Origin of the sequence: Psychrobacter sp. SWN149 (assembly GCF_015864565.1) — a bacterium.
Classification (GTDB): Bacteria; Pseudomonadota; Gammaproteobacteria; order Pseudomonadales; family Moraxellaceae; genus Psychrobacter.
In genome coordinates, this window is sequence record NZ_JADYWX010000001.1 from 165,211 (window position 1) to 186,716 (window position 21,506).

The window sequence follows — 21,506 nt, forward strand, 5'->3', positions numbered from 1 at the left end:
TTAAATGCTATTAGAGTCAATGTGTCATAAATAGGTTCTCAAAGCGTACTATGGATTAATTGGCTAACGTTGTGTCATCACCATCTGGTAGCAAGTCATCATTATTGCTATCTAATGGGTTTACATCAGGGTCAAGTGAATCACTGTTGATGGTCATACCATCGTTTGCACCGACAACCTCTTCATTGACCACAAACTCAATACGGCGGTTACGAAAGCGGCCCTGTTCTGTTGAGTTATCTGCTACAGGTTCTGACTCACCCATGCCTTTGGTCACCAATTTACTTGCATCAATACCTTTAGAGACCAAATAAGCTTTTACTGAATCAGCACGCTCTTGTGATAGCTTCAGGTTATAAGCATCAGACGCTTGACTGTCTGTGTGGCCGATAATCATAAGCTTCATATCAGGAACTTCGGTGATAATTTTTGTCGCACGATCTAAAAATGCTTTGTTTACATCTGGAATCACTGCCTCATCCACTTTAAAGTTGATAACTTGGATACTCAGCGCACGAGCCACATCACGTGGATCTGGATTTTCACCCAGATTATTCATGGCAACATCTGCAGCAGCCAAGCTATCATCGATCTCACCTTGCAAATCTAGCGGGCCTTCTGCTTGTACCGTCATCGCAGGTGCAGCCGCTTGTAAGTCAGCTATCAACTTATCAAGTGCGGCCTGATCAGGGGCATTGACCGTGATGGTATCGCCTTTAATAATCATACTCGCATTTGGCGTGTTTTTGATAATAGGCAATATCGTTGCCAGTTGAGCCGCTGCAGGCATGTCTGTTGCAAAGCTGTCATCAACATCCGCACGGCATTTATTGGCCTCATCACCAAACACACTGGTCAAAACATTCATCACATTGGTCTGTAAGGTCTCATCACCGACGCTTAGGTTACAGGCATACAACTGTCTATTTTCACCTGTAGCGATACGCAACGATGCCGGCTGAATATCCGCTATCGCTGCACCTGACTCATTACCTTGCGCCACTTGCTGCGCTACAGCCGCCGCTGGTGTGGCTACAGGTTCAGGATTTTCTTGACAGCCTCTGAGTAACGCCCAAACTAATGCACCCAATATAATCAAGCCAATAATCGGTAGCAGTGCCTTCATAAAGCTACCTTGCGGCTCTTCTGTACGTTGTAAAGGGGCCGTGCTCACAGTATCAGAAATCGGTACGCCTGCCGGCGTAGCAGCCAGTGCGCTGGCAGGCAAAACTGCCGCTGCCCATGCAGGCACATGATGCTGATAACTACCCAGATTGTCATGCAAAAACTGCGGCACAGGGGTGGCACCGGCCAAACTTTTGATTTCGTGAAAGGCAAGCGGCGCTGCCATGGCAATCAGGCCACGTGAGTCCGTCACATCTACATCGTGCTGACTTGCCAGCTCACGAGAGATCTGGTCACGCTGCCCGCCTTCTTCCCAAACCCGATCATAAAAAGCATTGTCATCACGGGCGATAGTCTCATGAGCAAAACGATCATAAGTGCTACCATCTGCGAGTCGAGTCGCAAAAATAGCATAAAACTGCTCAAGTAGATTCTTTTTCGCTGGGCTACTGCCCTCCTCTAACACTGCTGGACTGACCGTGCGTGTCAAATGACTGATGATATCCATCATATAATTCTCCCTTTAATTTTTATTTGGGTATGTTCTCATTTTAAAATAGTAATAAGAATAGACTAATAATGCTCATTTCATGCTGTTCTAGTCTATAACCTTACTTAATGATAGATATTATAAGAGCATTAATAGAACCATCACAGTCGATGCGTTGTTGTACAAATGCTACATTAAGTAATATTTCCATCATTAATCACAGCGCTCACTGCCTCACTTGTGCAGGTTCAGCCATAATGATCGTACTTGCCATCTCATCCACTTCTGATTGTGAGAATGGACCCGGCGGTCTGGTCGTTCTATTATTTGAAGGTAGGTTGTTAGGAATGTTACTCGACACGTTCGCTGGCATATTATTGGGAGTGTTGCTAAAGCCGTTATTGTTATTGGGTAAAGGAGCAGGTATCACACGATCACCAGTGTCATCATCTGCGGCTTGGTAATCTCCATTTGTACTATTTAGACCGTCATTGTTATATTGATTATTAGCGTTAGCGCCATTCTCAAACTGATTATTTGGCCCATTCATGCCTGCCACACCATTTGTCATATCGCCATTGCCAACACTATTAGGAAGTGGCAAGGGTGCATTGCTATCGATTGCCATGGCCGGTACTAGACTACGTACATTTTCCACCAATTGCTGCAACATTATGCTATCTGGCGCGTCTAGTATGAGTCGATCATTTTGCAGTTGAAGACGAGCAAATGGTGTCGATCTAAGCATGGTTAGGACGTTAGGGATGATATCTGTCGGCATATTGGTGATACTGGTGGATTTACCCTCCTGTATCGCCAACTCGCAAATACTTGCCTGCTCCCCAAAGCTTGTATTGACCGCCTGTTGTATCGTGCTTTGTAATGCTGCGTCACCAACTGTCCCGCTACAGGTGTATAGGTTGCCAGTATTATCAACACCTATGATAAGCTCAATAGGCGTTGTCTGCACGGGCGGTTCCGGTATGGGCGGTGGTACAGCAGGTACAACAGCCACGGGCTCAACAGGTATCTCGCTGTTGGGTTTGATTAACAACGCCCATGCTGCCAGCGCTAGTGCAGCAACGGCAATAACCAATAAGAACACACGTATCAGCAAGTCGTTTCTTTGATTTCGAGTGCGAACCTGCTCGCGTTTTAGGCTGCCATTTTCTGCCAAGTGATGCGCGGCAGGGCTGGCATGGATAGCATCTAACATGTCCGCATCTGAGGCGTTAGGCTTTGCCAGCTCGGTACTTTGGGTATTGCTGCTTATACTATTTTGGCTATTACCTGTTTGTTCTACATACGTAGCCGCTGCACTCGTATCTAGATTGGCACTAGAGATAGGGCTAGCCATCAAATGATCCGCTTTATCTAATGAGACCGCAGTGACTGGCTCTTGGTCACTATCTTCACCCATACTTTGCATTGATGGATGCTCAACACCCTGTTCAGTATTCTGTGTCGCAGTGATGATAGGTGCAGACCATATGGGCAAATAGGGACGCAGTGCTGCCTGCTCTTTTTGTAGAAACGCTGGTAAAAACTGACCATTGGCTAAGGATTTTAGCTCTCGATAAGCCAAGGGTGCGGCATTTATCAATAGCTGTGTGGTCATAGACTCATCGATATGATGGGTGGCCGAAAGCTCTTTTATAATGGTTTGTTGCTGGTTATAATCTTGCCACAGCTGCTCAAATAGAGGGATTTCAGCGATATTGTCATTGACCACTACTTGATCGGTACGCAGTAATTGCGAGTAAACCTGCGATACTGCCAAACGTGCCGCTAAGATGGCATAAAACTGCTCAAGTAAACTGATATATGCCACACTGTCTAGATCGCTGCGCGCACCCAATACTGCTGGCGTAACGATTTTTTCTAATTGGTCAATAATACTCATAGATCACGGCCTCTTTTGGCTTTTTAAATCCATAAAAGTTAATCATTTATTTTTGCTAACAGCTATATGGTTGCTCTATCTTGCGATAGTATCGTCATTTATGTCAGCATAAACATCGCTAAATAAGTTTCACTTACTGTACATGATACACTGCTACATTATTCCCTAAAAAAGCATAAAAATGCATCGTGTTGTCACATAATAACCATTTGTACCATCTTAACTGCTGTTAATATTACTTTAATTAAAAGCTTATACGCTGTATTCAGTGTGATCTGTACTGCTTAGTGATACAGCCACTACTTATTAGTAGCCATCAGTTAATGGCCACGAGCCTTTTAGTGCAAGTTATATAGCCATAGTAGCAATCTATCGATTATCGGTCATATGTTAGTTTTCATTCCGCCCTAACGCTTAGGCTTTGAACATTGTCATTTGTAACACTGTCACATACCAGGCATGGCCTAAGGATTTTCCTTTGTTAAACCATACGACCCTTATTATTATCATCACAGTTATTGTCAGCTTATTGGCTTGGCAGAACAAGACACTATTCAATCGATTGATTTTTTACCCACCAGCGGTAAACAATGGTCAGTGGGATCGTTTTGTGACGCATGGCTTTATTCATGCAGATAGTATGCACCTGCTTTTTAATATGTTCACATTGTACTTCTTCGGTCGCGCTATCGAAGGACTATATCAGTCATTCCTATTTGGCTATGGTTTTGTGGTTTTTTATGTGTTGGCGATTATTGTTGCCATGATTCCAAGTTATCTAAAAAATAAAAACAATGCCAGTTACTTAAGCCTTGGCGCATCGGGCGGTGTATCAGCAGTACTGTTTGCTTTTATTTTGTTAGCACCATGGGAAAAAATCTATTTATTTGCGGTTTTGCCTATCCCTGCGATATTATTTGCCGTCGCCTATGTGTTTTATAGTATCTATGCTGATAGACGAGGTGGCTCAAACGTCAATCATATGGCACATCTGTGGGGCGGCGGATTCGGTATTATCGCAACGATTGTCTTAGAGCCAAAAGTATTGCCGCACTTTATCAATGCGCTCCTCTCCCCTGGGTTTTAGACTTCCTGACGTTTGAATAAAGTTATAATAGCCCTTTATGAGCTGTAGGTTTTATCCACATTACCTTTATATTTGAGATTGAATAATTTGTTATGATTATAGACATTATCGGTGATATCCATGGCTATGCAGATAAGCTGGTAGGCCTGTTAAAGCAGTTAGGCTATGAACATAACGGTCAATACTTTGTCCCGCCAGCTGGACATCGCGCTTTGTTTATCGGTGACTTGATTGACCGTGGTACGCAGCAATTGGCCACGCTCGAGATTGTCTTTGCTATGCTCGATGCCGATGTCGCGGATGCGGTGATGGGCAACCATGAATACAATGCATTGGCTTACGCTACTCCAGATCCTAATCCTGATATTGATACGGCCACACAGTATTTGCGCTCACATAATGAGGTGCATACACGCCAGCATGAGGCGTTTTTGGCAGAGATTCCATTTGGTTCAGCAATGCATCAGTACTGGTTGCAGCGCTTATATGAGCTGCCATTATGGATTGAAACAGACTATGCCTGCTTTGTTCATGCTTGTTGGGATACCGACAGTATGGATTTATTAAAGCCATTGCTAACTCATGATAATTGCTTAACGCCAGTAGGATTGATCGCAACGGGCAAAGAAGATACCGTAGCGTTTGACGCGTTAGAGCGGGTGCTAAAAGGGGTCGAAACACCGCTCCCTGATGGCATCGTCATGGTAGATAAAGAAGGCACTACGCGTAAGCATGTCCGTGTGCGTTGGTGGCTCGATGAGCTCAATAATCGCACATTGCGTGAGGTAGCACGTGCACCAACCTCAGCACTGGCGCAAATACCGTCTGATGCACTGGCTGATAATATTGACTTTACGCTCAAAGCGGACAAGCCTGTATTTGTGGGTCACTACTGGCTGACGGGTGTGCCTGAACCACTTAGCGCACAAGTTGCCTGTACGGATTACTCAGCAGCAGTGGATCACGGCTATCTGACCTGCTATCAGCTCGATACTGAGCAGCCACTACCGCTGACCGCTACTCAGTTTGTACAGCATTGTCATGATGATATCCAGACCATCGCTGAGTAATATCTGCTCTATCGGCAGCATAGATGCACTAAACATCAAACTTGGCTTTACGAATGCAGCAAAACTTTTGTATGATGGTCTTTTTGAGGATATCCAATCATGAGCACCACAAATACTGCTACTGATCAGAACGCGCCAATTACATCACCGAACGGTCAGCCAAAGGTTGGCATTATCATGGGTTCGCAGTCTGACTGGGCAACCATGAGCGCTGCCGCGCAGCTGTTAGCAGATTTTGATATTGCCTTTGATTGTGAGGTGGTCTCTGCACATCGTACGCCTGATCGGCTATTTGATTATGCCAAAAATGCTAAAGCCAATGGCCTGCAAGTTATCATCGCGGGTGCAGGCGGCGCCGCCCATCTGCCTGGTATGTGTGCCAGTCAAACGCCGCTACCTGTCTTTGGTGTCCCTGTAAAATCCTCTATGCTCAGTGGTTGGGACAGTCTACTGTCTATCGTACAAATGCCTAAAGGTGTTGCCGTTGGTACATTGGCAATTGGCTCAGCAGGTGCTTATAACGCAGCGCTGCTTGCGATTCAAGTATTGGCTTTGCATGATGAGACAATTGCGACTAAGCTGGATCAGATGCGTCACGATCAAACTGAGACCATTCTTGCTAGCCCTACGCCAGGGATTATTAACACCTAATTGTCGCTGCCTCAATCTCTAGCAATGAAGATCTGATAAATATGGATTGATTCTAAGTGATAGCAAGTTTTTTGATATCACGGGTTAGGGGCAAGGACTTAGCGTTATCATTGTCTTAAGAAAAATCTCACGAAGTATAAGGTGCATAAAGTGCACCTTTTCCTATTTTATATAATTGAGTTTTTACGTTTCATACACCACACATTCTATTCACTTTTTATTTAAAGAGCCTGCCATGACTACAGCAAACGCTTATCCTGTTACCCAAACCATTCGTACCATCGGTATTTTAGGCGGTGGTCAGCTAGGTATGATGCTTGCCGAAGCCGCCATGCCACTGGGTTATCAATGTGTGTTTTTAGAAGACAGTGCTGACAGCCCTGCTAGCCTATATGGCCGTGTCTTTCACAGTGATCAGTTAGCGGCTTTTATCGAAGCCGCTGACGTATTTACCTTGGAGTTCGAAAACACACCGACGACGACGGTCGAACAGCTGACTGAACTGTCAAAATCTGGTAGCAAGCAAGGCATGTTTCCACCATTGATTGCGCTTGATATAGCACAAGACCGTCTCAAAGAAAAGCAAATGTTTAATGACCTTGATATCGCCACCGTACCTTTCGTGGAAGTCAGCTCAGAGGCTGAATTAAAGCAAGCTTGTGATGAGCTAGGACTGCCTATCGTACTCAAAACCAGTCGCGGTGGTTATGATGGTAAAGGACAGTTCGTCATCAAACAAGACAGCGATATCAAAGCCGCTTGGCAAGACCTTAAAGATGCGGTCACCGGAAAGGGCTCTCTTACCCCAACACCTGCACCATTGATTGCAGAAGGGTTCGTGAACTTTAGTCGTGAGGTATCTATCATCGCCGCACGCGGGCAAAACGGTCAGGTACGTTGCTATGATCTGGTTGAAAACCATCATCACCATGGCGTTTTGGCCAAGACCCAAGCACCCGCTGTCGGTACTAGCCATCTGTTTAAAAATGCCACGGATGCGATCACTAAAGTTATGAATCATCTTGACTATGTGGGTGTCATGGCACTTGAGCTATTCGTGACCAAAGACGCGCGTGGTCATGATATGTTACTGGCCAATGAAATTGCGCCACGGGTTCACAACTCTGGACATTGGAGTATTGAGGGCGCGGTCACCAGCCAGTTTGAAAACCATATCCGCGCTGTCGTCAACTTGCCATTGGGTGATACAGATAACGTGCATCCTGCAATCATGGTGAATGTCTTGGGCCAATATCCAGATATCAGCGCTGTTTTAAACATCGATGGTGCTCACTATCATAGTTATCATAAAGCGGAGCGTGACAATCGAAAAATCGGCCATATCACCTTGATGCCCAATGACGTCATGGATTTAGAAGAAGCAATGACTAAGCTAGTGGCGATATTGCCAAATAAAGTGGGTTTGGACAAAGAGTATCCTAGCATCAATATACAGCCTAGCACACTAGCTACCGAGACAGAAAACGATGCTAAGAACAGTGCCATAGCTGATGATCTAGACAATAAAGACAGCCTGACAGCTTCTTCATCGAAACCTGAGAAGGCAAAGAAATAATGCAGATTTGGGTGGATGCAGATTCAGTACCATTGATTGCCAAAGACTTGATTATCAAAACGGCTGAGCGGACAAAGACGGTAGCGATATTCGTGGCCAATCAGTCAATCAAGCTACGAAAGTCACCGTTACTGGTCATGACAGTGGTACCATCAGGATTTGATAAGGCTGATGACTATATCGTTGAGCAGATACAAGCAGGCGATCTGGCAATTACTAGCGACATCCCTTTGGCCAACGATATTTTGGACAAAGGGGGTATGGTGCTGACGACACGCGGTGTGGTTTATGATAAAAACAACATCAAGCAAAAGCTCAATATGCGTGATTTTATGGATACGATGCGTGGCACTGGTGTACTAGAGCTACAAGAAATGAGCGGACAAAAACCTTATGGTGACCGTGATAAAAAAGCTTTTGCTGATGGATTAAACAAATTGGTACGCTAACTGCTAACATTTACCGGACATCCTGCATCTGGTCTATTACCTTGTTAACGTCCATTGTCAGCGTACTTAGCTTATTTTTCTCCTTGCAAACCGTATACACTGATAACCAAATACTATTAAATCGGCACGCTTCATAACGAAGCCTGCCGATTTTTTTGTTACTCTATATCCAGATTTTGAGATAAATACTTTTACTCTATTGTTTTAGGTTAATAATTAACTTAGCTGATAATTCAAATAGTAGTTTTCTATAAATGATAAACTTATATAAGAATAGGAATGATTATGAAAATTTTAGTAGTCGGTGCCAGTGGTCGCGTGGGAACAGATTTGGTTAAGCAGTTATTGGCTGATGAGCATCGAGTGGTTGGTACGACCCGTCAAAAAGAAAAGCTGTTTAAGGATAAGCATTACAGTCAGTTGGATTTGGACATCACTGCTAGTAAAGAGTCTATCGTAGAACAGCTTGACCAAGACATAGAGGCCGTTTATTTCGTTGCCGGTTCTGGTGGCAAAAACGTGCTAGAAGTTGATTTACATGGTGCTGTCAAAACCATGCAGGCGGCCCAAGAAAAAGATATCAAGCGCTATATTATGCTCAGCTCTGTCTTCTCACTAGAAACTGAAAAATGGGAAAATAACCCTGGTATCTCAGATCTGAAAGAATACTATATCGCTAAGCATTACGCAGATCATTGGTTGGTAAACAACAGTACACTTGATTACACCATCGTACAGCCAGGCGCTTTAAAAGAACGCGCAGGTACGGGCAAAATCACTATCAACGACACCAGTTCTGGTGAAAACGCCATTGAAGATGTGGCAACTGCATTGGCCGCCGTTTTAACAGCAGATAACACCATAGGAAAAGTCTTCAACTTGCATAATGGTGATATCGCTATCGGTGAGGCAATTGCTACTGTATAAGTGAATTCAATATTAAAAATCGAGCTGCGCATTTAGTTGCTTATATTGAATTTTAAAAGCAGCTCATAGAAAAGGTCGTTACCAATTCGCCGACACTTAACTGGCGAATCGGTAACGACCTTTTCTCATTCATTGTGTCGCTAAGTGAGTCATTTATAAATAAGTCTTAGATAAATGATTTCTGGATAAAAGAAGCATAGATGCAGCAGGAAACTTCTAACGTATTACGCTTGGCCACTAGGGAAAGGAATCACCTCTTCTACACTGCTTGCGCTTGTTATGACCATCAGCAATCTATCAATACCGACAGCGATGCCACTAGCAGGCAGTAAATCATCAGATGCTGCCAACAGATGCTCGTCGATAGGCATTTGGGGTAGATTATGACGTGCGCGTAATTGATTGTCTTGTTCAAAACGTATCCGCAGCGCCTGACCATCTGTCAGCTCATCATAAGCGTTGGCAATCTCAATACCGTTAATATATAGCTCAAAGCGCTTGGCGATTGTATTGCCTTCTTTATCTATTGCCGTCTTTGCCAATGCGGCTGTCGCGGGTGGATAATCTATAATTAAAGTTGGCAAATCATGACCCAAATTTGGCTCTACTGCATGACTGAATAATAAATCTAACCAGTTTTGGCGTCGATTTTCCTCAGTGTCCGTACCCGTGCCAGCATTAATGTCAGTACTATTAAAATCAAATCCTACTAGCCCTCTATCCTCGGCCACCGCTTGTAAAGCTGTCAGACTTGCTGTCAATGGATGTATTCCAACAAAATCCATAAAAGCATCGACATAGCGATAGTGACTCATCACTACCGGATGACCATATAGCGTCTCTAGTAATTCATTCAGCTCAGCGGCCATATTGTCTAAACTGTAATGGGGCTGATACCACTCGAGCATCGTAAATTCGATATTGTGACGGACGCCTATCTCATTATCTCGAAACACAGGACAAATCTGATAAATAGGGACTTGCCAGCTGGCCAATAAACGTTTCATCGCAAACTCAGGTGACGTATGCAAATAATAAGTATGTGGTCGATCTTGATAAGTAACCTGCGCTGCCACTGACTGTAAAAAAGTATCGGTATTACCCGCTTTTGATAACAGCGGCGTCTGCACCTCTAACACTTGCCGACGCTCAAAAAAATGCCGTATCTCACTCATGAACTGCGCACGGCGCTGCGCCATTGCCAGTGTCATGGTTGGCGCATACGTTGGTTTAGCGTGTGAATTTAGGATACTGCTTGATTGACTCATAATAACTCGCTGCAACTGATGCGCTGCAAATAACTAAACATCGATGACTAAAAGCAAATGATTGAACTGTGTACTCAAAACCTTAAGACTGCCACTCACGGCGCAGATGATAGGTACGTCTTAGCCCATCAAAATCAGCGCCACTGACTTGCCGCTCAGGTGTTTCACCAGATAGTTTATCTCGCAGTGATGCATCATCTTGCATGATGTCATAAAACTTTATCAGTCTATCTGGATGCGCTTTTAATTCAGACCATAGAAATAAGTTAAGCGGTAATAGCGCATGCATAGACTGTGTGGGTGCCACATCTAACTGCTCACACAACGCATCATAAATGATTTGCGTGCCACGCAATTTACCTTCTAGCGTATAGCCAGCGATGTGCGGCGTGGCAATAGCAAGCTTGGACAATAGGCTCTCTGGAACTTGTGGCTCGTGCTCGAACACATCTAGCACCACTTGACGCCCAGTACGCTCTATATCTGCTGCTAGATCTTTTGCATGAATCACAGGGCCACGCGCACTATTGATCAGCATGGTATTAGATGGCATCATTGCCAATGTACTTGCATCAATCAGATGTCGGGTTGGATAATCACTACCTTTGGGGTTAGTATCATCTTTTGCATTTGTCAGAGGCACATGCAGGCTAATCACATCGCTTTGGGTCAGCACTTGTTCGAGACTGGCATTATTAATATTAGAGCTTGGCAATAATGGATCATAGCCCAATACCTGCCAGCCTAGATCGTCAGCATACTGAGCCAGTGTCCTACCAATATTACCAAGTCCAATGATGCCCAATATGAGTGGCGGCAACGGCTGCTGTAAATAGTATGGGCGTAACGTCAAGATAGCCGTCAGTACGTACTGCGCCACAGAGTGCTTGCTACAGCCCGCAGCATTAGCAAAATTAATCTGACGGCTTGCTAGATAATCTTGATCAACATGATCGGTACCAATGGTCGCAGAACCGACAAACTGTACGCTTCGATTATCAGCCAACAATGCTTCGTTTACTGGGGTCACAGAACGTATGAGCAAAATATTAGGTTGCAGTTCTGCAAGTAATGCTGCATCAATATCTCGACCCGCCACCGTGATAATATTGACGGTTTGCTCATTCATTTGACCAAGTGTTGAGGCATTAAAAAATGCCTCCAAACTGGCAATATTACTATCTGCCACGATGGTGATGGCGTTGGTCATATCAATTTGATCTTTCATAGCATTTCAACTTCTTTATTAGTTATCAATCATTGCATCTGTCATTGGCAGTCTCTGGCTCAGGCATCGTTGGTATTTTGTTCTAGCTCTGGCTCGCGCGATCTCGATGGCGGCCGCGCCTGAGGATCAGACAGCAATATTTCTTGCTGAGCGAATATCTCGTTTTTGTGCTGCGATATCCATTCACGCCATACGGCAAGTCCGATTGCCAATACCACAGGGCCTATAAACAAGCCCACGAAACCAAAGGCTGTCAAGCCGCCCAATACTCCGATAAAAATAATAATAAAGGGAATTTTGGTCGCGCCGCTAATGACGATAGGACGAATCAAATTATCAACCCAACTGATAACCAATACGCCCCATAATGCCAAGCCAATACCTTCTGTGGTATGCCCTTGACTCATTAACCAAATAGAGACAGCACCCCAAGCGAATGGTGTGCCAAATGGAATCAAGGCAACAATAAAAGTCACAATGGTCAATAAAATCGGACTTGGTGCACTAGCGAAATAGTAGCCTACACCAGCCAATAGAGCCTGTGCCAATGCTGTCAGTCCAATACCATATACCACAGCACGCGTGGTCGTACCGACAGAGTCGATGTAACCATCAATGCGATTGCCAATGATATTGCGCAGTGCTTGGCGAATCTGACGGACCAGACTGGTACCATCACGGTAGAAAAAGAATAGAGTCATCAGCGCCATACCAAGCTTTGCCAAACTACTGAACACCACATCGAAGGCGACTTTACCATAATATAAGTGCGACTGAACCCAAAGACGAAAGGCCTCTAACGTCCCTTCAGGGTTTTTATTGATTCGCCATAGCACATCTTTGACTTGCTGCCCAATAATAGGCAAGTCTTTGACAGAATCAGGCACATCCAAATATCCCACTTTGATACGATAAACCAAATTACTGATCAAACTTAACGCTTCTTGCTGCAAGACAAAGACGCCGATTACAAGTGGCACACCTATTATCAAGGAAATACTCATCGTCATGATAGCCGCACTAAAATTTGGACTTAGCTTGACCTTTTCATGAAAAAAGTTATAAATCGGAAACGTCACATACGCCAAAATCGCTGCCCACAGTGCCGGTACAATAAAAAACTGCACCACTTGAAAGCACAGTACAAATAGCGCAATCAGTAATGTAATTGCCAATAAGCGTTGGATAATAAATTCTTTTGTCCAGTTTTCAATCATAGCGTATAAACCAAGAGTGGACAGCAAACGATAACGTTACTGGCCAGTTTACAAATATGCGATGAATACCAGTCTATAGGCCATGCCTGCAAACGATATCCACTGACGAGGGTGGTAAATTATGAAGATAAGGTTTTAAACTTATGGTTCTAAATATATAACTAAAAATACGATCCATTTGTGAGAACATATGACGTGATCACATCATTTGTCGTATAGCATCACATAGCATCGTCAAATAATAGTAGTCATAGGTTGGCAGCTTATAACGCTAGTGGTAAATACCTTAAATAGCGCTGCTATCACGTTTTATTATGCAATAAAGTATGCGACTTATATAACGCTATGTTGTAACCTTTACTTACAACTTTGTCTATGCAAGCTTACTAGATGATGACAATAATAACTAGCCTGTTATCCATGGATTTAGTGTGTAAAAATACTGCCACAAAAACCGCTTTTATGACGCACTATTAAACTGTTATCTTATAAGGGAATTCACTGGTGCGTTCTATTTGTCTCGACAATTGATGTTATACTAAAACCATTATTTTAAGCTTTTCAGTGTAGTCAAGCTTATCTAATCGTATTTATTTACGCTGTTGTAAAGACATTATATTGGTTGATAGTATTCTAAAACCCTCATTTATTGTCGTTTTTGAGACTATTATAAAAATCCATTTTGAGGATGGTACTTTTAACATTGTACTTATAAGACCGTACTCGTAACACTGTCATCTTAAAAACCACATAAAAGCGTATGCAGGTGTTAGGCTCATCACATCGGTTCAATATTCGAACTTGATTTGTAAGGGCTATTTTTTGAGTCAATTTTGGATTTACTTTAACCAACTTTATCCACCACATTTTAATAATATATCGATAGGAACAATAACAATGTCAAAAGACACTGATAACCCCAATCTAAACCCGTCAAGCGATACCAGCAAGACCAATAAACCACAAGACACTGTCACTTTTGCTTTAGCACAATCCCATTTTTTGGTCGGTGATATTGCTGCCAATGTCGAAAAAATGCGTACGTTAGCATTACAGGCTCGTGAGCAAGGCGCTGATGTCATTGTGTTTCCAGAATTGGCACTATTAGGCTATCCTCCTCAGGACTTATTACTCCGCCCTAGCTTATCAGGCCGCGTCAAAAGCGCACTGTCTACGCTGAGTGATATCAACGATATCGTTATGATTGTCGGCTACCCGCATGTCGATCATCATGGTACGTTTAACTCTGCAGCTATCCTTCATAACGGCCATCAAAAAGGCTTTTACCATAAGCAAATTTTGCCAAACTATGGCGTCTTTGATGAGCGTCGTTATTTTGACAAAGGTCGTAATCAAGTTTTATTTGATTATAAAGGCATTACTATCGGCCTACTCATCTGCGAAGACTTATGGGAAAAAGCACCAATTGCTGAGCTCAAGAAACAAGGTGCTGACCTCATTGTCAGCTTAAATGCCTCGCCTTTTGAGATTGAAAAACAAGACAGTCGTAAAACCATGCTGGCCAAACGCAGCCGCGAAAACAAACTGCCTATCGTCTATGTCAACGCTGTTGGCGGCCAAGACGACTTGGTGTTTGATGGTGGCTCTATGGCGGTACAAGCCGATGGTAGCATCGCACATGAAGCACCGCGTTTTATGAATCAGCTGTTATTGGCTACGTTGGATGTCAAAACTGCGAAATTCAACAACCAAACCAAAGCACCTCTCAGCCTAAGCCGTGAGTCAGAGATGTATCAGGCCTTGGTCGTCGGTCTACGCGACTATGTCAATCATTCAGGATTTTCAGGCATCATCGTTGGATTATCAGGCGGTATTGATTCTGCATTGACGCTCTGTATCGCTGTGGACGCGTTAGGCGCTGACAAAGTATATGCGGTCATGATGCCGTACGAATATACGTCTCAAATCAGCCTAGAAGATGCCCAAGCACAGGCGCGTCGCCTCAATGTCTCTTACACTGTTTGTCCTATTTTTGATGCGGTCGAGGGCATTCGTCATACGCTAGCGCCACTATTTAACAAGTCGCCTGCTGACACGACTGAAGAGAACATTCAAGCACGTGCGCGCGGCGTTATTTTGATGGCACTGTCTAACAAGTTTGGTCATTTGGTCATCACCACTGGTAATAAATCAGAGTTGGCAGTTGGCTACTCAACGCTATACGGTGATATGGCCGGCGGTTTCGATGTCCTAAAAGACGTGTACAAATCACAAGTTTACAAACTGGCAAGCTATCGCAACCGTTTAGAGGACACGCCAGTTATTCCTGAACGAGTCATTACTCGTCCACCATCAGCTGAGCTACGCCCTGATCAAAAAGATCAAGACAGTCTGCCTGATTACGATATTTTAGATGGTATCTTGGCATCTTATATCGATGGAGATATGGGCTATCAAGAAATTATCGATAAGGGCTTTGATGCAGAAATGGTCGAAAAAGTCATCAAGATGGTGGACAATAGCGAATATAAACGTCTGCAATCTCCTATCGGTACCAAAATCAGCCACAAAGCCTTTGGTCGCGAACGTCGCTACCCATTGGTTAATAAATGGTCAATAAAAGGCTAAGTGCTAGCAAATTTTAGTTGCCCATGCACTTCTCTGGCTCAGGTTTATATAAGTCAGAAGTGAGTAGGCGCTGGTTAGCTAGTGCTACAAGAAGTCGAATGTTCATGATTAGCTGGGTGCTTGCCCAGCTTTTTTAGTTTTTATCTCTAATAATTGAGCTTTAGCATGCTCTGATATTCAATATCTTTTCATTTATTACTTCTCTCTCTACTATTACCTTTATCTTTTCATTATTTCTATCTCTTTTTTCGAGTACGTCATGAGTTTGCTTACCGCTAGTGTTTTTCTTATTTTATTGCTTGCACTAAGTGCTTGTGTTTCTGCTTCTGAGATTGCCATTGCTGCCGGACGCAAAATCAAGCTACAGATCATGGCAAAAGAAGGAGATGTCCGCGCCTTTGATGTCCTAAAAATGCAGGAACATCCTGGTAGCTTCATCACTGTGGTACAGGTGTTATTAAACGCAGTCGCTATTTCCGCAGGTGCCGTGGGCGAATCCGCCATCAGCCCTTATTTACAAAAACTGTTCAATAGTGAAGCTGTGGCCTCTGTCATATCGTTTGTGCTCATTACCAGCCTGTTTTCTTTATTGGCCGATCTGATGCCCAGACGATTGGCCATGTCAGACAGTGAAGCCATCGCGGTACGGCTCGTACGTCCAATGATGATATTGATCTTCGTGTTAAAGCCTGTCATCTGGGTGTTCGATGGGGCAGCGAACACTCTCTTCAAATTGCTTGGTATCTCTACCATTCGCCAAGACGATATGACACCAGAGGACATTTATGCCGTCATGGATGCTGGTGCTGAAGCGGGTGTGATAAAAAAGCAAGAACATCATTTGATCGAAAACATCTTCGATATGCAAGAACGCACGGTCACCTCAGTCATGAATCCACGCGAAAACATCGTGTATTTTGATACCAAGACCAGTACCGAAGAAGTGGTTCAAATCATGATTGAGCAACCACACAATAAATTTTTGGTCTGTCATGATGATGATTTAGAGCATATTGTTGGTTATGTAGAGTCTCGAAGTTTTCTAGCGCTCGTTCTAAATCAGCAAGAAGTTGGCTTGACGGACAAAACCCTATTAAAACCGGCGCTCTTCGTTCCAGATACTTTGTCTTTGTTTGAAGTGCTAGAGATGTTCAAATCTACTGGCGCTGATTTTGCGGTTATCGTCAATGAGTATGGCTTAGTGGTGGGCGTTATCACCTTAAAGGATGTGATGAGTATTGTTATGGGAGAGCTTGTGACGCTTGAGGAGCAACCTATTGTTCAGCGTACGGACAACTCTTGGCTGATCGATGGCATGACCCCCATTGAAGATGTGATTCGCGCATTGGATATTGTCGACTTACCACGCAGTCAGAACTATGAAACCATCAGCGGCTTTATGATGTATATGCTGCGAAAAATCCCAAAAAAGACTGACACTATCGAGTATGCCAATTATCGGTTTGAGATTATCGCAACTGACAATCTCAAAATCACTCAGATGCTGGTAACCAAATTAGAAGAACTTATCTGATGCATCGATCAGATAGGCTGTCTCTATGAGCTTGCTCAAATGAAAGTAAACTTCGTATCTATTCGCTTACTACCCTCAAGCACTCTTAAGGCTGAGGCATGTCTTTATCATAATGCCGTGACCACGTCATAAAGAAGAAATACCCTAGGGCGTGTCCTCAATTCAATCGATAGTTATCTAAATGGGTTAAAAGTGGCTAAATCTTGCAAAATGGCGTCAAATAGCTGACTAATATCTCGATATTATTTGCGCTATTTTCCTTATTTAACTGCAATTTATCTCATTTTTATCACCATTTTTAAAATGAAGACACGCCCTAGCTTCGTGTACCAAAGATAGCGGTACCGACGCGTACCATCGTCGAGCCATTGTCTATCGCCTCTGTCATATCACCACTCATCCCCATACTAAGCGTATCCCAAGCACTCAGCTCTGGGTGACTCAGTTTGACCTCTTCAAACAGCGCTTTGGTGCGAGCAAAAGCATCGGTATTTGCTTTGGCGGGTATAATCATCAGCCCGCGCAGCTGTAAACGGTCATAGCCTTTGATCGCCGTGATCAGCTCTGGTAGCTGAGCCGGTAGACAGCCTGACTTACTATCCTCATCGTCGATATTCAACTGAATCAACACATTCAGTGGAGGCAAGTCAGCTGGACGCTGGTCGTTCAAGCGCTTGGCGATAATATCGCGCTCAAGTGTTTGCACCCAATCAAAATGCTCGGCAATATCACGGGTTTTGTTACGCTGAATACTGCCGATATAATGCCAAACGATGCCCTTGCCTTCAGGTTGCCCCTTTAAAGCAGTGATTTTCTCAATGGCTTCTTGTAGGTAGTTTTCCCCAAAGTGGCATTGCCCCTCTTTGGCTAATGTTGCCACCATCTCAGCAGGCTTAGTTTTTGAAACAGCCAATAAGAGTCTGTTATCAATAGGGGCAACTGCTTTCTTGGGTGCCTGCTCATAAGCTTGCATCATTTGCTTTTTGACTTGCTGCCAGTTATCAATAAGTGTCAGTTTATCGATATTCTTGTCTGTCTCTGTCATATTTTTCCTCTGTATCACTCTCAAAATTTATTCATTTTTTTATCTATTTTTCGTTATGCGCTATATATAGCAAACCACTTTCTGACCCGTCATATTCCGTTCAAGCAATTTAATATCACCTTATACGAATGAATTTTACGAAAACTAATTTTGCATTTTGACTATATGGTAGATGGTTAAATCTCTACAGTCTTGTTATGATATTGTTACATGGTTTAACATTTGCCACCATATGTGGTAGCAATGGTAAAGGCTACATTGTATTCAAGGTCTCGCCATACTAAGTTGAGCCTAGCAAAATAGTTCATTGACAGTCTACCACGTGCTCTTGTGCGCTTCTGTACTACCCTTACTGATTGATAGGAATATCTGATTATGACTGAGAAAAACAATTTAAGCATCGAAGATTTATTGCGTTTTACGGTCAAACATAAGGCGTCAGATTTACATATTTCAGCCGGCATGCCAGCGATGATTCGTGTTGATGGTGAAATGACGCGTATCAATATGCCATCAATGACCCATCAAGTGGTACATCAGCTTATTTATGACATCATGAATGATAAGCAACGGGCTGACTTTGAAGAGTTTTTTGAGACGGATTTTTCTTTTGAAATTCCAAATTTGGCACGTTTTCGTGTCAACGCCTTCAATCAAAACCGCGGTGCAGGTGCGGTGTTTCGTACCATTCCATCCAAAGTATTGACCATGGAAGATTTGGGCATGGGCGAGGTTTTCAGACGTGTATCGGATTTCAAACGTGGGGTGGTACTAGTTACCGGTCCAACAGGTTCTGGTAAATCAACCACGCTTGCTGCCATGATCGATTATATCAATGAGAGCCGTAAAGAACATATCTTGACCATTGAAGATCCGATTGAGTTTGTCCACGAATCCAAAAAGAGCCTGATCAATCAGCGTGAAGTCCATCGTGACACATTAGGCTTTGAACCAGCCCTACGTTCAGCCCTACGCGAAGATCCAGATGTGATTTTGGTGGGTGAGCTGCGTGACCTTGAGACCATTCGCTTGGCACTGACAGCAGCAGAAACAGGACATTTGGTATTTGGCACGCTACATACCAGTTCAGCAGCCAAAACTATTGACCGTGTCATCGACGTGTTCCCTGCGGCAGAAAAAGACATGATCCGTGCGATGCTGTCGGAGTCACTACAAGCCGTTATTTCACAAACCCTATTAAAGCGTCAAGTAGGAGGCCGTGTGGCAGCGCACGAAATCATGCTAGGCACACCTGCTATCCGTAACTTGATACGTGAAAATAAAATTGCTCAAATGTACTCTGCCATCCAAACGGGTGCAGGCGATGGCATGATCACGCTCGACCAAACCCTCAAAAACCTAGTAGCCAAAGGTACGATTAGTAAAGACGTTGCTCGCCCTTATGCCAAGCAGCCTGAGGCATTTTTATAGCATTGGCATCAAAGATAGAGACCGTTTTGAATATTAGAAAAGACAAAATAGATTGTGTTTTACTATTAGTTACTTCTATTCACAATACGATTTTAAATCATTTTTGATCGACTGACGACACATGCAGGTACGATATGGACATTGATAAACTATTGCAGCTAATGATTAATAAAAATGGTTCTGACCTTTTTATTACAGCAGATGTAGCACCTTCCATGAAGGTAAATGGAAAAATTTTACCCGTTGGTAAAACGCCTCTGAGTGCCGAGCAAACGATGAGATTGGTTAAGGGTGTCATGACCCCAAGCCAGAGAACAGAGTTTGAAGAGACCAACGAGTGTCAGTTTGCTATCGCTGATGAAGCACAGCAAGCGCGGTTTCGAGTCAGTGCCTTTATACAGCGTGATATGGCAGGTATGATTTTACGGAAAATCGAAAACAAAATTCCAACCATGGAAGAATTACGCTTACCGCCGTCGCTCAAAGATTTATCCATGAAAAAACGGGGTATTATTTTATTGGTCGGGGCAACAGGTACTGGTAAATCCACGACGCTAGCCTCCATGATAGGACACCGCAACCAAAACTCTCATGGTCATATTATCACCATAGAAGACCCCATTGAGTTTATCCATAAGCATCGCGGCTGTATCATTACCCAACGCGAAGTCGGTATCGACACACATTCATTTGAAGCAGGTCTAAAAAATACTCTACGCCAGGCCCCTGATGTGATCTTAATCGGTGAGATTCGTAACCGTGAGGTCATGAGCTACGCGATTCAATATGCAGAAACCGGTCACTTAGTGTTTGCCACTCTCCATGCCAATAATGCCAACCAAGCGATCGACCGTATTATTCACTTTTTTGAGACCAGTCGTCACAATCAGTTGTTTATGGATCTGTCATTGAACTTGCAGGCTATTATTGCTCAGCAGCTGATTCCAGCCCCTGATGGTAAAAGTCGACGTGCTGCTATTGAGATCTTATTGAACTCACAGCTGATTAGTGATTATATCCGCAAAGGTGAAGTGCACGAGATCAAAGACGTCATGACGCGCTCACGAGATAGTGGCATGCAAACCTTTGACCAAGCATTGTTTGATTTGTATGAGCAAGGAGAGATTACCTATAAAGAAGCCATTCTGCATGCGGACTCCCCCAACGACTTACGCCTCAAGATTAAACTGAGCAGCAAAAATGGTCATGCCAATTTAGATGAGGGTGCTGATAGCTTGTCATTAGATGTCAGCTAGACATCTGAGCTTGCCGCAACATTTTAGTAAAAGTAATAAAAAAGCCCTCATTATTGATAATGAGGGCTTTTTGTAGCAAAAAGAACTTTAAGACATATGAGAGATAGCATCAGGAAGATAAATGACTTCACATCTTGTTTTAGCACTGTCTTTATATAGAAATGCCTCTGTCTAAAAGTGTCTCTATCTAGCACTGTCTCTACAGGCTTGATCGGCACAAATACCATATAATACTAATGAATGGCCTGATAGTTTAAAACCATGTTTTTCTGCCACTTTGAGCTGCTCTTCTTCAATTACTTCATTGTGAAACTCAATAATTTTGCCACAAACATCACAAACCAGATGGTCATGATGTTCTTCTTGGGTAATCTCAAACACAGATAGATTGTTTTCAAAGTTGTGACGCTCAACGATACCCGCTTGCTCAAACTGAGTCAGTACACGATATACCGTCGCTAATCCAACGTCTTCGCCTTGCTCGATCAGTGCTTTATAAACTTCTTCTGCACTCATATGATGCAGTTCTGCACTTTCAAGCAGCTCTAGAATTTTGATACGAGGTAACGTGACCTTTAACCCTGCTCTGCGTAAATCTTGATTGGTAAAAGAAGCCATAATATCCCTTTTGACTGTAACAGTCTTAATAAATAAAAACCC

17 protein-coding genes are annotated in these 21,506 nt (G+C 43.4%); 10 read left to right on the forward strand and 7 right to left on the reverse strand.

All coding sequences use genetic code 11. The features are described 5' to 3' along the window. Positions 1–55: 55 nt before the first annotated feature. Together I6E86_RS00655 and I6E86_RS00660 are read right to left on the reverse strand one after the other, a co-directional pair. On the reverse strand, positions 56–1,636 hold the full coding sequence (locus tag I6E86_RS00655) for an OmpA family protein (RefSeq protein WP_227680459.1): 1,581 nt from the start codon (positions 1,634–1,636) through the stop codon (positions 56–58). Positions 1,637–1,841: 205 nt separating this feature from the next. Beyond that, on the reverse strand, positions 1,842–3,518 hold the full coding sequence (locus tag I6E86_RS00660; protein ID WP_197174640.1) for a hypothetical protein: 1,677 nt from the start codon (positions 3,516–3,518) through the stop codon (positions 1,842–1,844). Positions 3,519–3,996: 478 nt separating this feature from the next. Here I6E86_RS00660 and I6E86_RS00665 point away from each other — a divergent pair, with 478 nt between their 5' ends. The 6 genes from I6E86_RS00665 to I6E86_RS00690 all read left to right on the forward strand — a co-directional run bounded on the left by I6E86_RS00665 (position 3,997) and on the right by I6E86_RS00690 (position 9,278). Then, positions 3,997–4,605, forward strand: coding sequence for a rhomboid family intramembrane serine protease (locus tag I6E86_RS00665; RefSeq protein WP_197174641.1), 609 nt, complete (start codon positions 3,997–3,999; stop codon positions 4,603–4,605). Between the two features lie 92 nt (positions 4,606–4,697). Continuing rightward, the gene (locus I6E86_RS00670; protein WP_197174642.1) at positions 4,698–5,675 is read left to right on the forward strand and encodes a metallophosphoesterase; all 978 of its coding nucleotides are present in this window, start codon (positions 4,698–4,700) and stop codon (positions 5,673–5,675) included. A 99-nt stretch (positions 5,676–5,774) separates the two neighbouring features. Next, complete coding sequence (purE, locus tag I6E86_RS00675) at positions 5,775–6,326, forward strand: 5-(carboxyamino)imidazole ribonucleotide mutase (RefSeq protein WP_197174643.1); 552 nt, start codon at positions 5,775–5,777, stop codon at positions 6,324–6,326. A 235-nt stretch (positions 6,327–6,561) separates the two neighbouring features. Then, positions 6,562–7,902 carry a 5-(carboxyamino)imidazole ribonucleotide synthase gene (locus tag I6E86_RS00680; protein WP_197174644.1) on the forward strand — a complete coding sequence of 447 codons (1,341 nt, stop codon included), beginning with the start codon at positions 6,562–6,564 and terminating at the stop codon, positions 7,900–7,902. Continuing rightward, positions 7,902–8,351: a YaiI/YqxD family protein gene (locus tag I6E86_RS00685; protein ID WP_194363609.1), complete on the forward strand. Its 450-nt coding sequence runs from the start codon at positions 7,902–7,904 to the stop codon at positions 8,349–8,351. Before I6E86_RS00680 ends, I6E86_RS00685 begins: the two co-directional genes overlap by 1 nt. A 285-nt stretch (positions 8,352–8,636) precedes the next feature. Continuing rightward, positions 8,637–9,278 carry an NAD(P)H-binding protein gene (locus I6E86_RS00690; RefSeq protein WP_197174645.1) on the forward strand — a complete coding sequence of 214 codons (642 nt, stop codon included), beginning with the start codon at positions 8,637–8,639 and terminating at the stop codon, positions 9,276–9,278. Between the two features lie 224 nt (positions 9,279–9,502). Here the strand turns inward: I6E86_RS00690 and epmA are convergent, their stop codons facing one another. The 3 genes from epmA to I6E86_RS00705 form a co-directional block, all read right to left on the reverse strand. Then, positions 9,503–10,546 (reverse strand): EF-P lysine aminoacylase EpmA, encoded by a 1,044-nt coding sequence (gene epmA, locus I6E86_RS00695; RefSeq protein WP_197174646.1) that lies wholly within the window; start codon positions 10,544–10,546, stop codon positions 9,503–9,505. 82 nt (positions 10,547–10,628) lie between these two features. Then, positions 10,629–11,774, reverse strand: a complete 1,146-nt coding sequence (locus I6E86_RS00700) for a 4-phosphoerythronate dehydrogenase (protein WP_413786977.1) — start codon at positions 11,772–11,774, stop codon at positions 10,629–10,631. 59 nt (positions 11,775–11,833) lie between these two features. After that, positions 11,834–12,991 carry an AI-2E family transporter gene (locus I6E86_RS00705; RefSeq protein WP_227680460.1) on the reverse strand — a complete coding sequence of 386 codons (1,158 nt, stop codon included), beginning with the start codon at positions 12,989–12,991 and terminating at the stop codon, positions 11,834–11,836. An 897-nt stretch (positions 12,992–13,888) separates the two neighbouring features. Here I6E86_RS00705 and I6E86_RS00710 point away from each other — a divergent pair. Next, positions 13,889–15,580 carry an NAD+ synthase gene (locus I6E86_RS00710; protein ID WP_194363606.1) on the forward strand — a complete coding sequence of 564 codons (1,692 nt, stop codon included), beginning with the start codon at positions 13,889–13,891 and terminating at the stop codon, positions 15,578–15,580. 259 nt (positions 15,581–15,839) lie between these two features. After that, positions 15,840–17,114: a hemolysin family protein gene (locus tag I6E86_RS00715; RefSeq protein ID WP_197174647.1), complete on the forward strand. Its 1,275-nt coding sequence runs from the start codon at positions 15,840–15,842 to the stop codon at positions 17,112–17,114. 316 nt (positions 17,115–17,430) lie between these two features. On the opposite strand, the gene I6E86_RS00720 is transcribed toward I6E86_RS00715, so the two are convergent. After that, positions 17,431–18,159, reverse strand: coding sequence for a YggS family pyridoxal phosphate-dependent enzyme (locus I6E86_RS00720; protein WP_197174648.1), 729 nt, complete (start codon positions 18,157–18,159; stop codon positions 17,431–17,433). 375 nt (positions 18,160–18,534) lie between these two features. On the opposite strand from I6E86_RS00720, the gene I6E86_RS00725 reads away from it, so the two are divergent. After that, the gene (locus tag I6E86_RS00725) at positions 18,535–19,590 is read left to right on the forward strand and encodes a type IV pilus twitching motility protein PilT (RefSeq protein ID WP_197174649.1); all 1,056 of its coding nucleotides are present in this window, start codon (positions 18,535–18,537) and stop codon (positions 19,588–19,590) included. Between the two features lie 134 nt (positions 19,591–19,724). After that, positions 19,725–20,846 carry a PilT/PilU family type 4a pilus ATPase gene (locus tag I6E86_RS00730; RefSeq protein WP_197174650.1) on the forward strand — a complete coding sequence of 374 codons (1,122 nt, stop codon included), beginning with the start codon at positions 19,725–19,727 and terminating at the stop codon, positions 20,844–20,846. 183 nt (positions 20,847–21,029) lie between these two features. Here I6E86_RS00730 and fur read toward each other — a convergent pair whose 3' ends face one another. Then, positions 21,030–21,464 (reverse strand): ferric iron uptake transcriptional regulator, encoded by a 435-nt coding sequence (fur, locus tag I6E86_RS00735; protein WP_194363602.1) that lies wholly within the window; start codon positions 21,462–21,464, stop codon positions 21,030–21,032. Between the last annotated feature and the right edge of the window lie 42 nt (positions 21,465–21,506).

Bases quoted from the DNA above. Each gene is read 5' to 3' on its own strand.
- I6E86_RS00700 (WP_413786977.1), bottom strand. From the start codon at position 11,774: ATGAAAGATCAAATTGATATGACCAACGCCATCACCATCGTGGCAGAT.
- epmA (WP_197174646.1), bottom strand. From the start codon at position 10,546: ATGAGTCAATCAAGCAGTATCCTAAATTCACACGCTAAACCAACGTAT.
- purE (WP_197174643.1), top strand. From the start codon at position 5,775: ATGAGCACCACAAATACTGCTACTGATCAGAACGCGCCAATTACATCA.
- I6E86_RS00705 (WP_227680460.1), bottom strand. From the start codon at position 12,991: ATGATTGAAAACTGGACAAAAGAATTTATTATCCAACGCTTATTGGCA.
- I6E86_RS00680 (WP_197174644.1), top strand. From the start codon at position 6,562: ATGACTACAGCAAACGCTTATCCTGTTACCCAAACCATTCGTACCATC.
- I6E86_RS00690 (WP_197174645.1), top strand. From the start codon at position 8,637: ATGAAAATTTTAGTAGTCGGTGCCAGTGGTCGCGTGGGAACAGATTTG.
- I6E86_RS00660 (WP_197174640.1), bottom strand. From the start codon at position 3,518: ATGAGTATTATTGACCAATTAGAAAAAATCGTTACGCCAGCAGTATTG.
- I6E86_RS00710 (WP_194363606.1), top strand. From the start codon at position 13,889: ATGTCAAAAGACACTGATAACCCCAATCTAAACCCGTCAAGCGATACC.
- I6E86_RS00725 (WP_197174649.1), top strand. From the start codon at position 18,535: ATGACTGAGAAAAACAATTTAAGCATCGAAGATTTATTGCGTTTTACG.
- I6E86_RS00685 (WP_194363609.1), top strand. From the start codon at position 7,902: ATGCAGATTTGGGTGGATGCAGATTCAGTACCATTGATTGCCAAAGAC.
- fur (WP_194363602.1), bottom strand. From the start codon at position 21,464: ATGGCTTCTTTTACCAATCAAGATTTACGCAGAGCAGGGTTAAAGGTC.
- I6E86_RS00720 (WP_197174648.1), bottom strand. From the start codon at position 18,159: ATGACAGAGACAGACAAGAATATCGATAAACTGACACTTATTGATAAC.
- I6E86_RS00730 (WP_197174650.1), top strand. From the start codon at position 19,725: ATGGACATTGATAAACTATTGCAGCTAATGATTAATAAAAATGGTTCT.
- I6E86_RS00655 (WP_227680459.1), bottom strand. From the start codon at position 1,636: ATGATGGATATCATCAGTCATTTGACACGCACGGTCAGTCCAGCAGTG.
- I6E86_RS00670 (WP_197174642.1), top strand. From the start codon at position 4,698: ATGATTATAGACATTATCGGTGATATCCATGGCTATGCAGATAAGCTG.
- I6E86_RS00715 (WP_197174647.1), top strand. From the start codon at position 15,840: ATGAGTTTGCTTACCGCTAGTGTTTTTCTTATTTTATTGCTTGCACTA.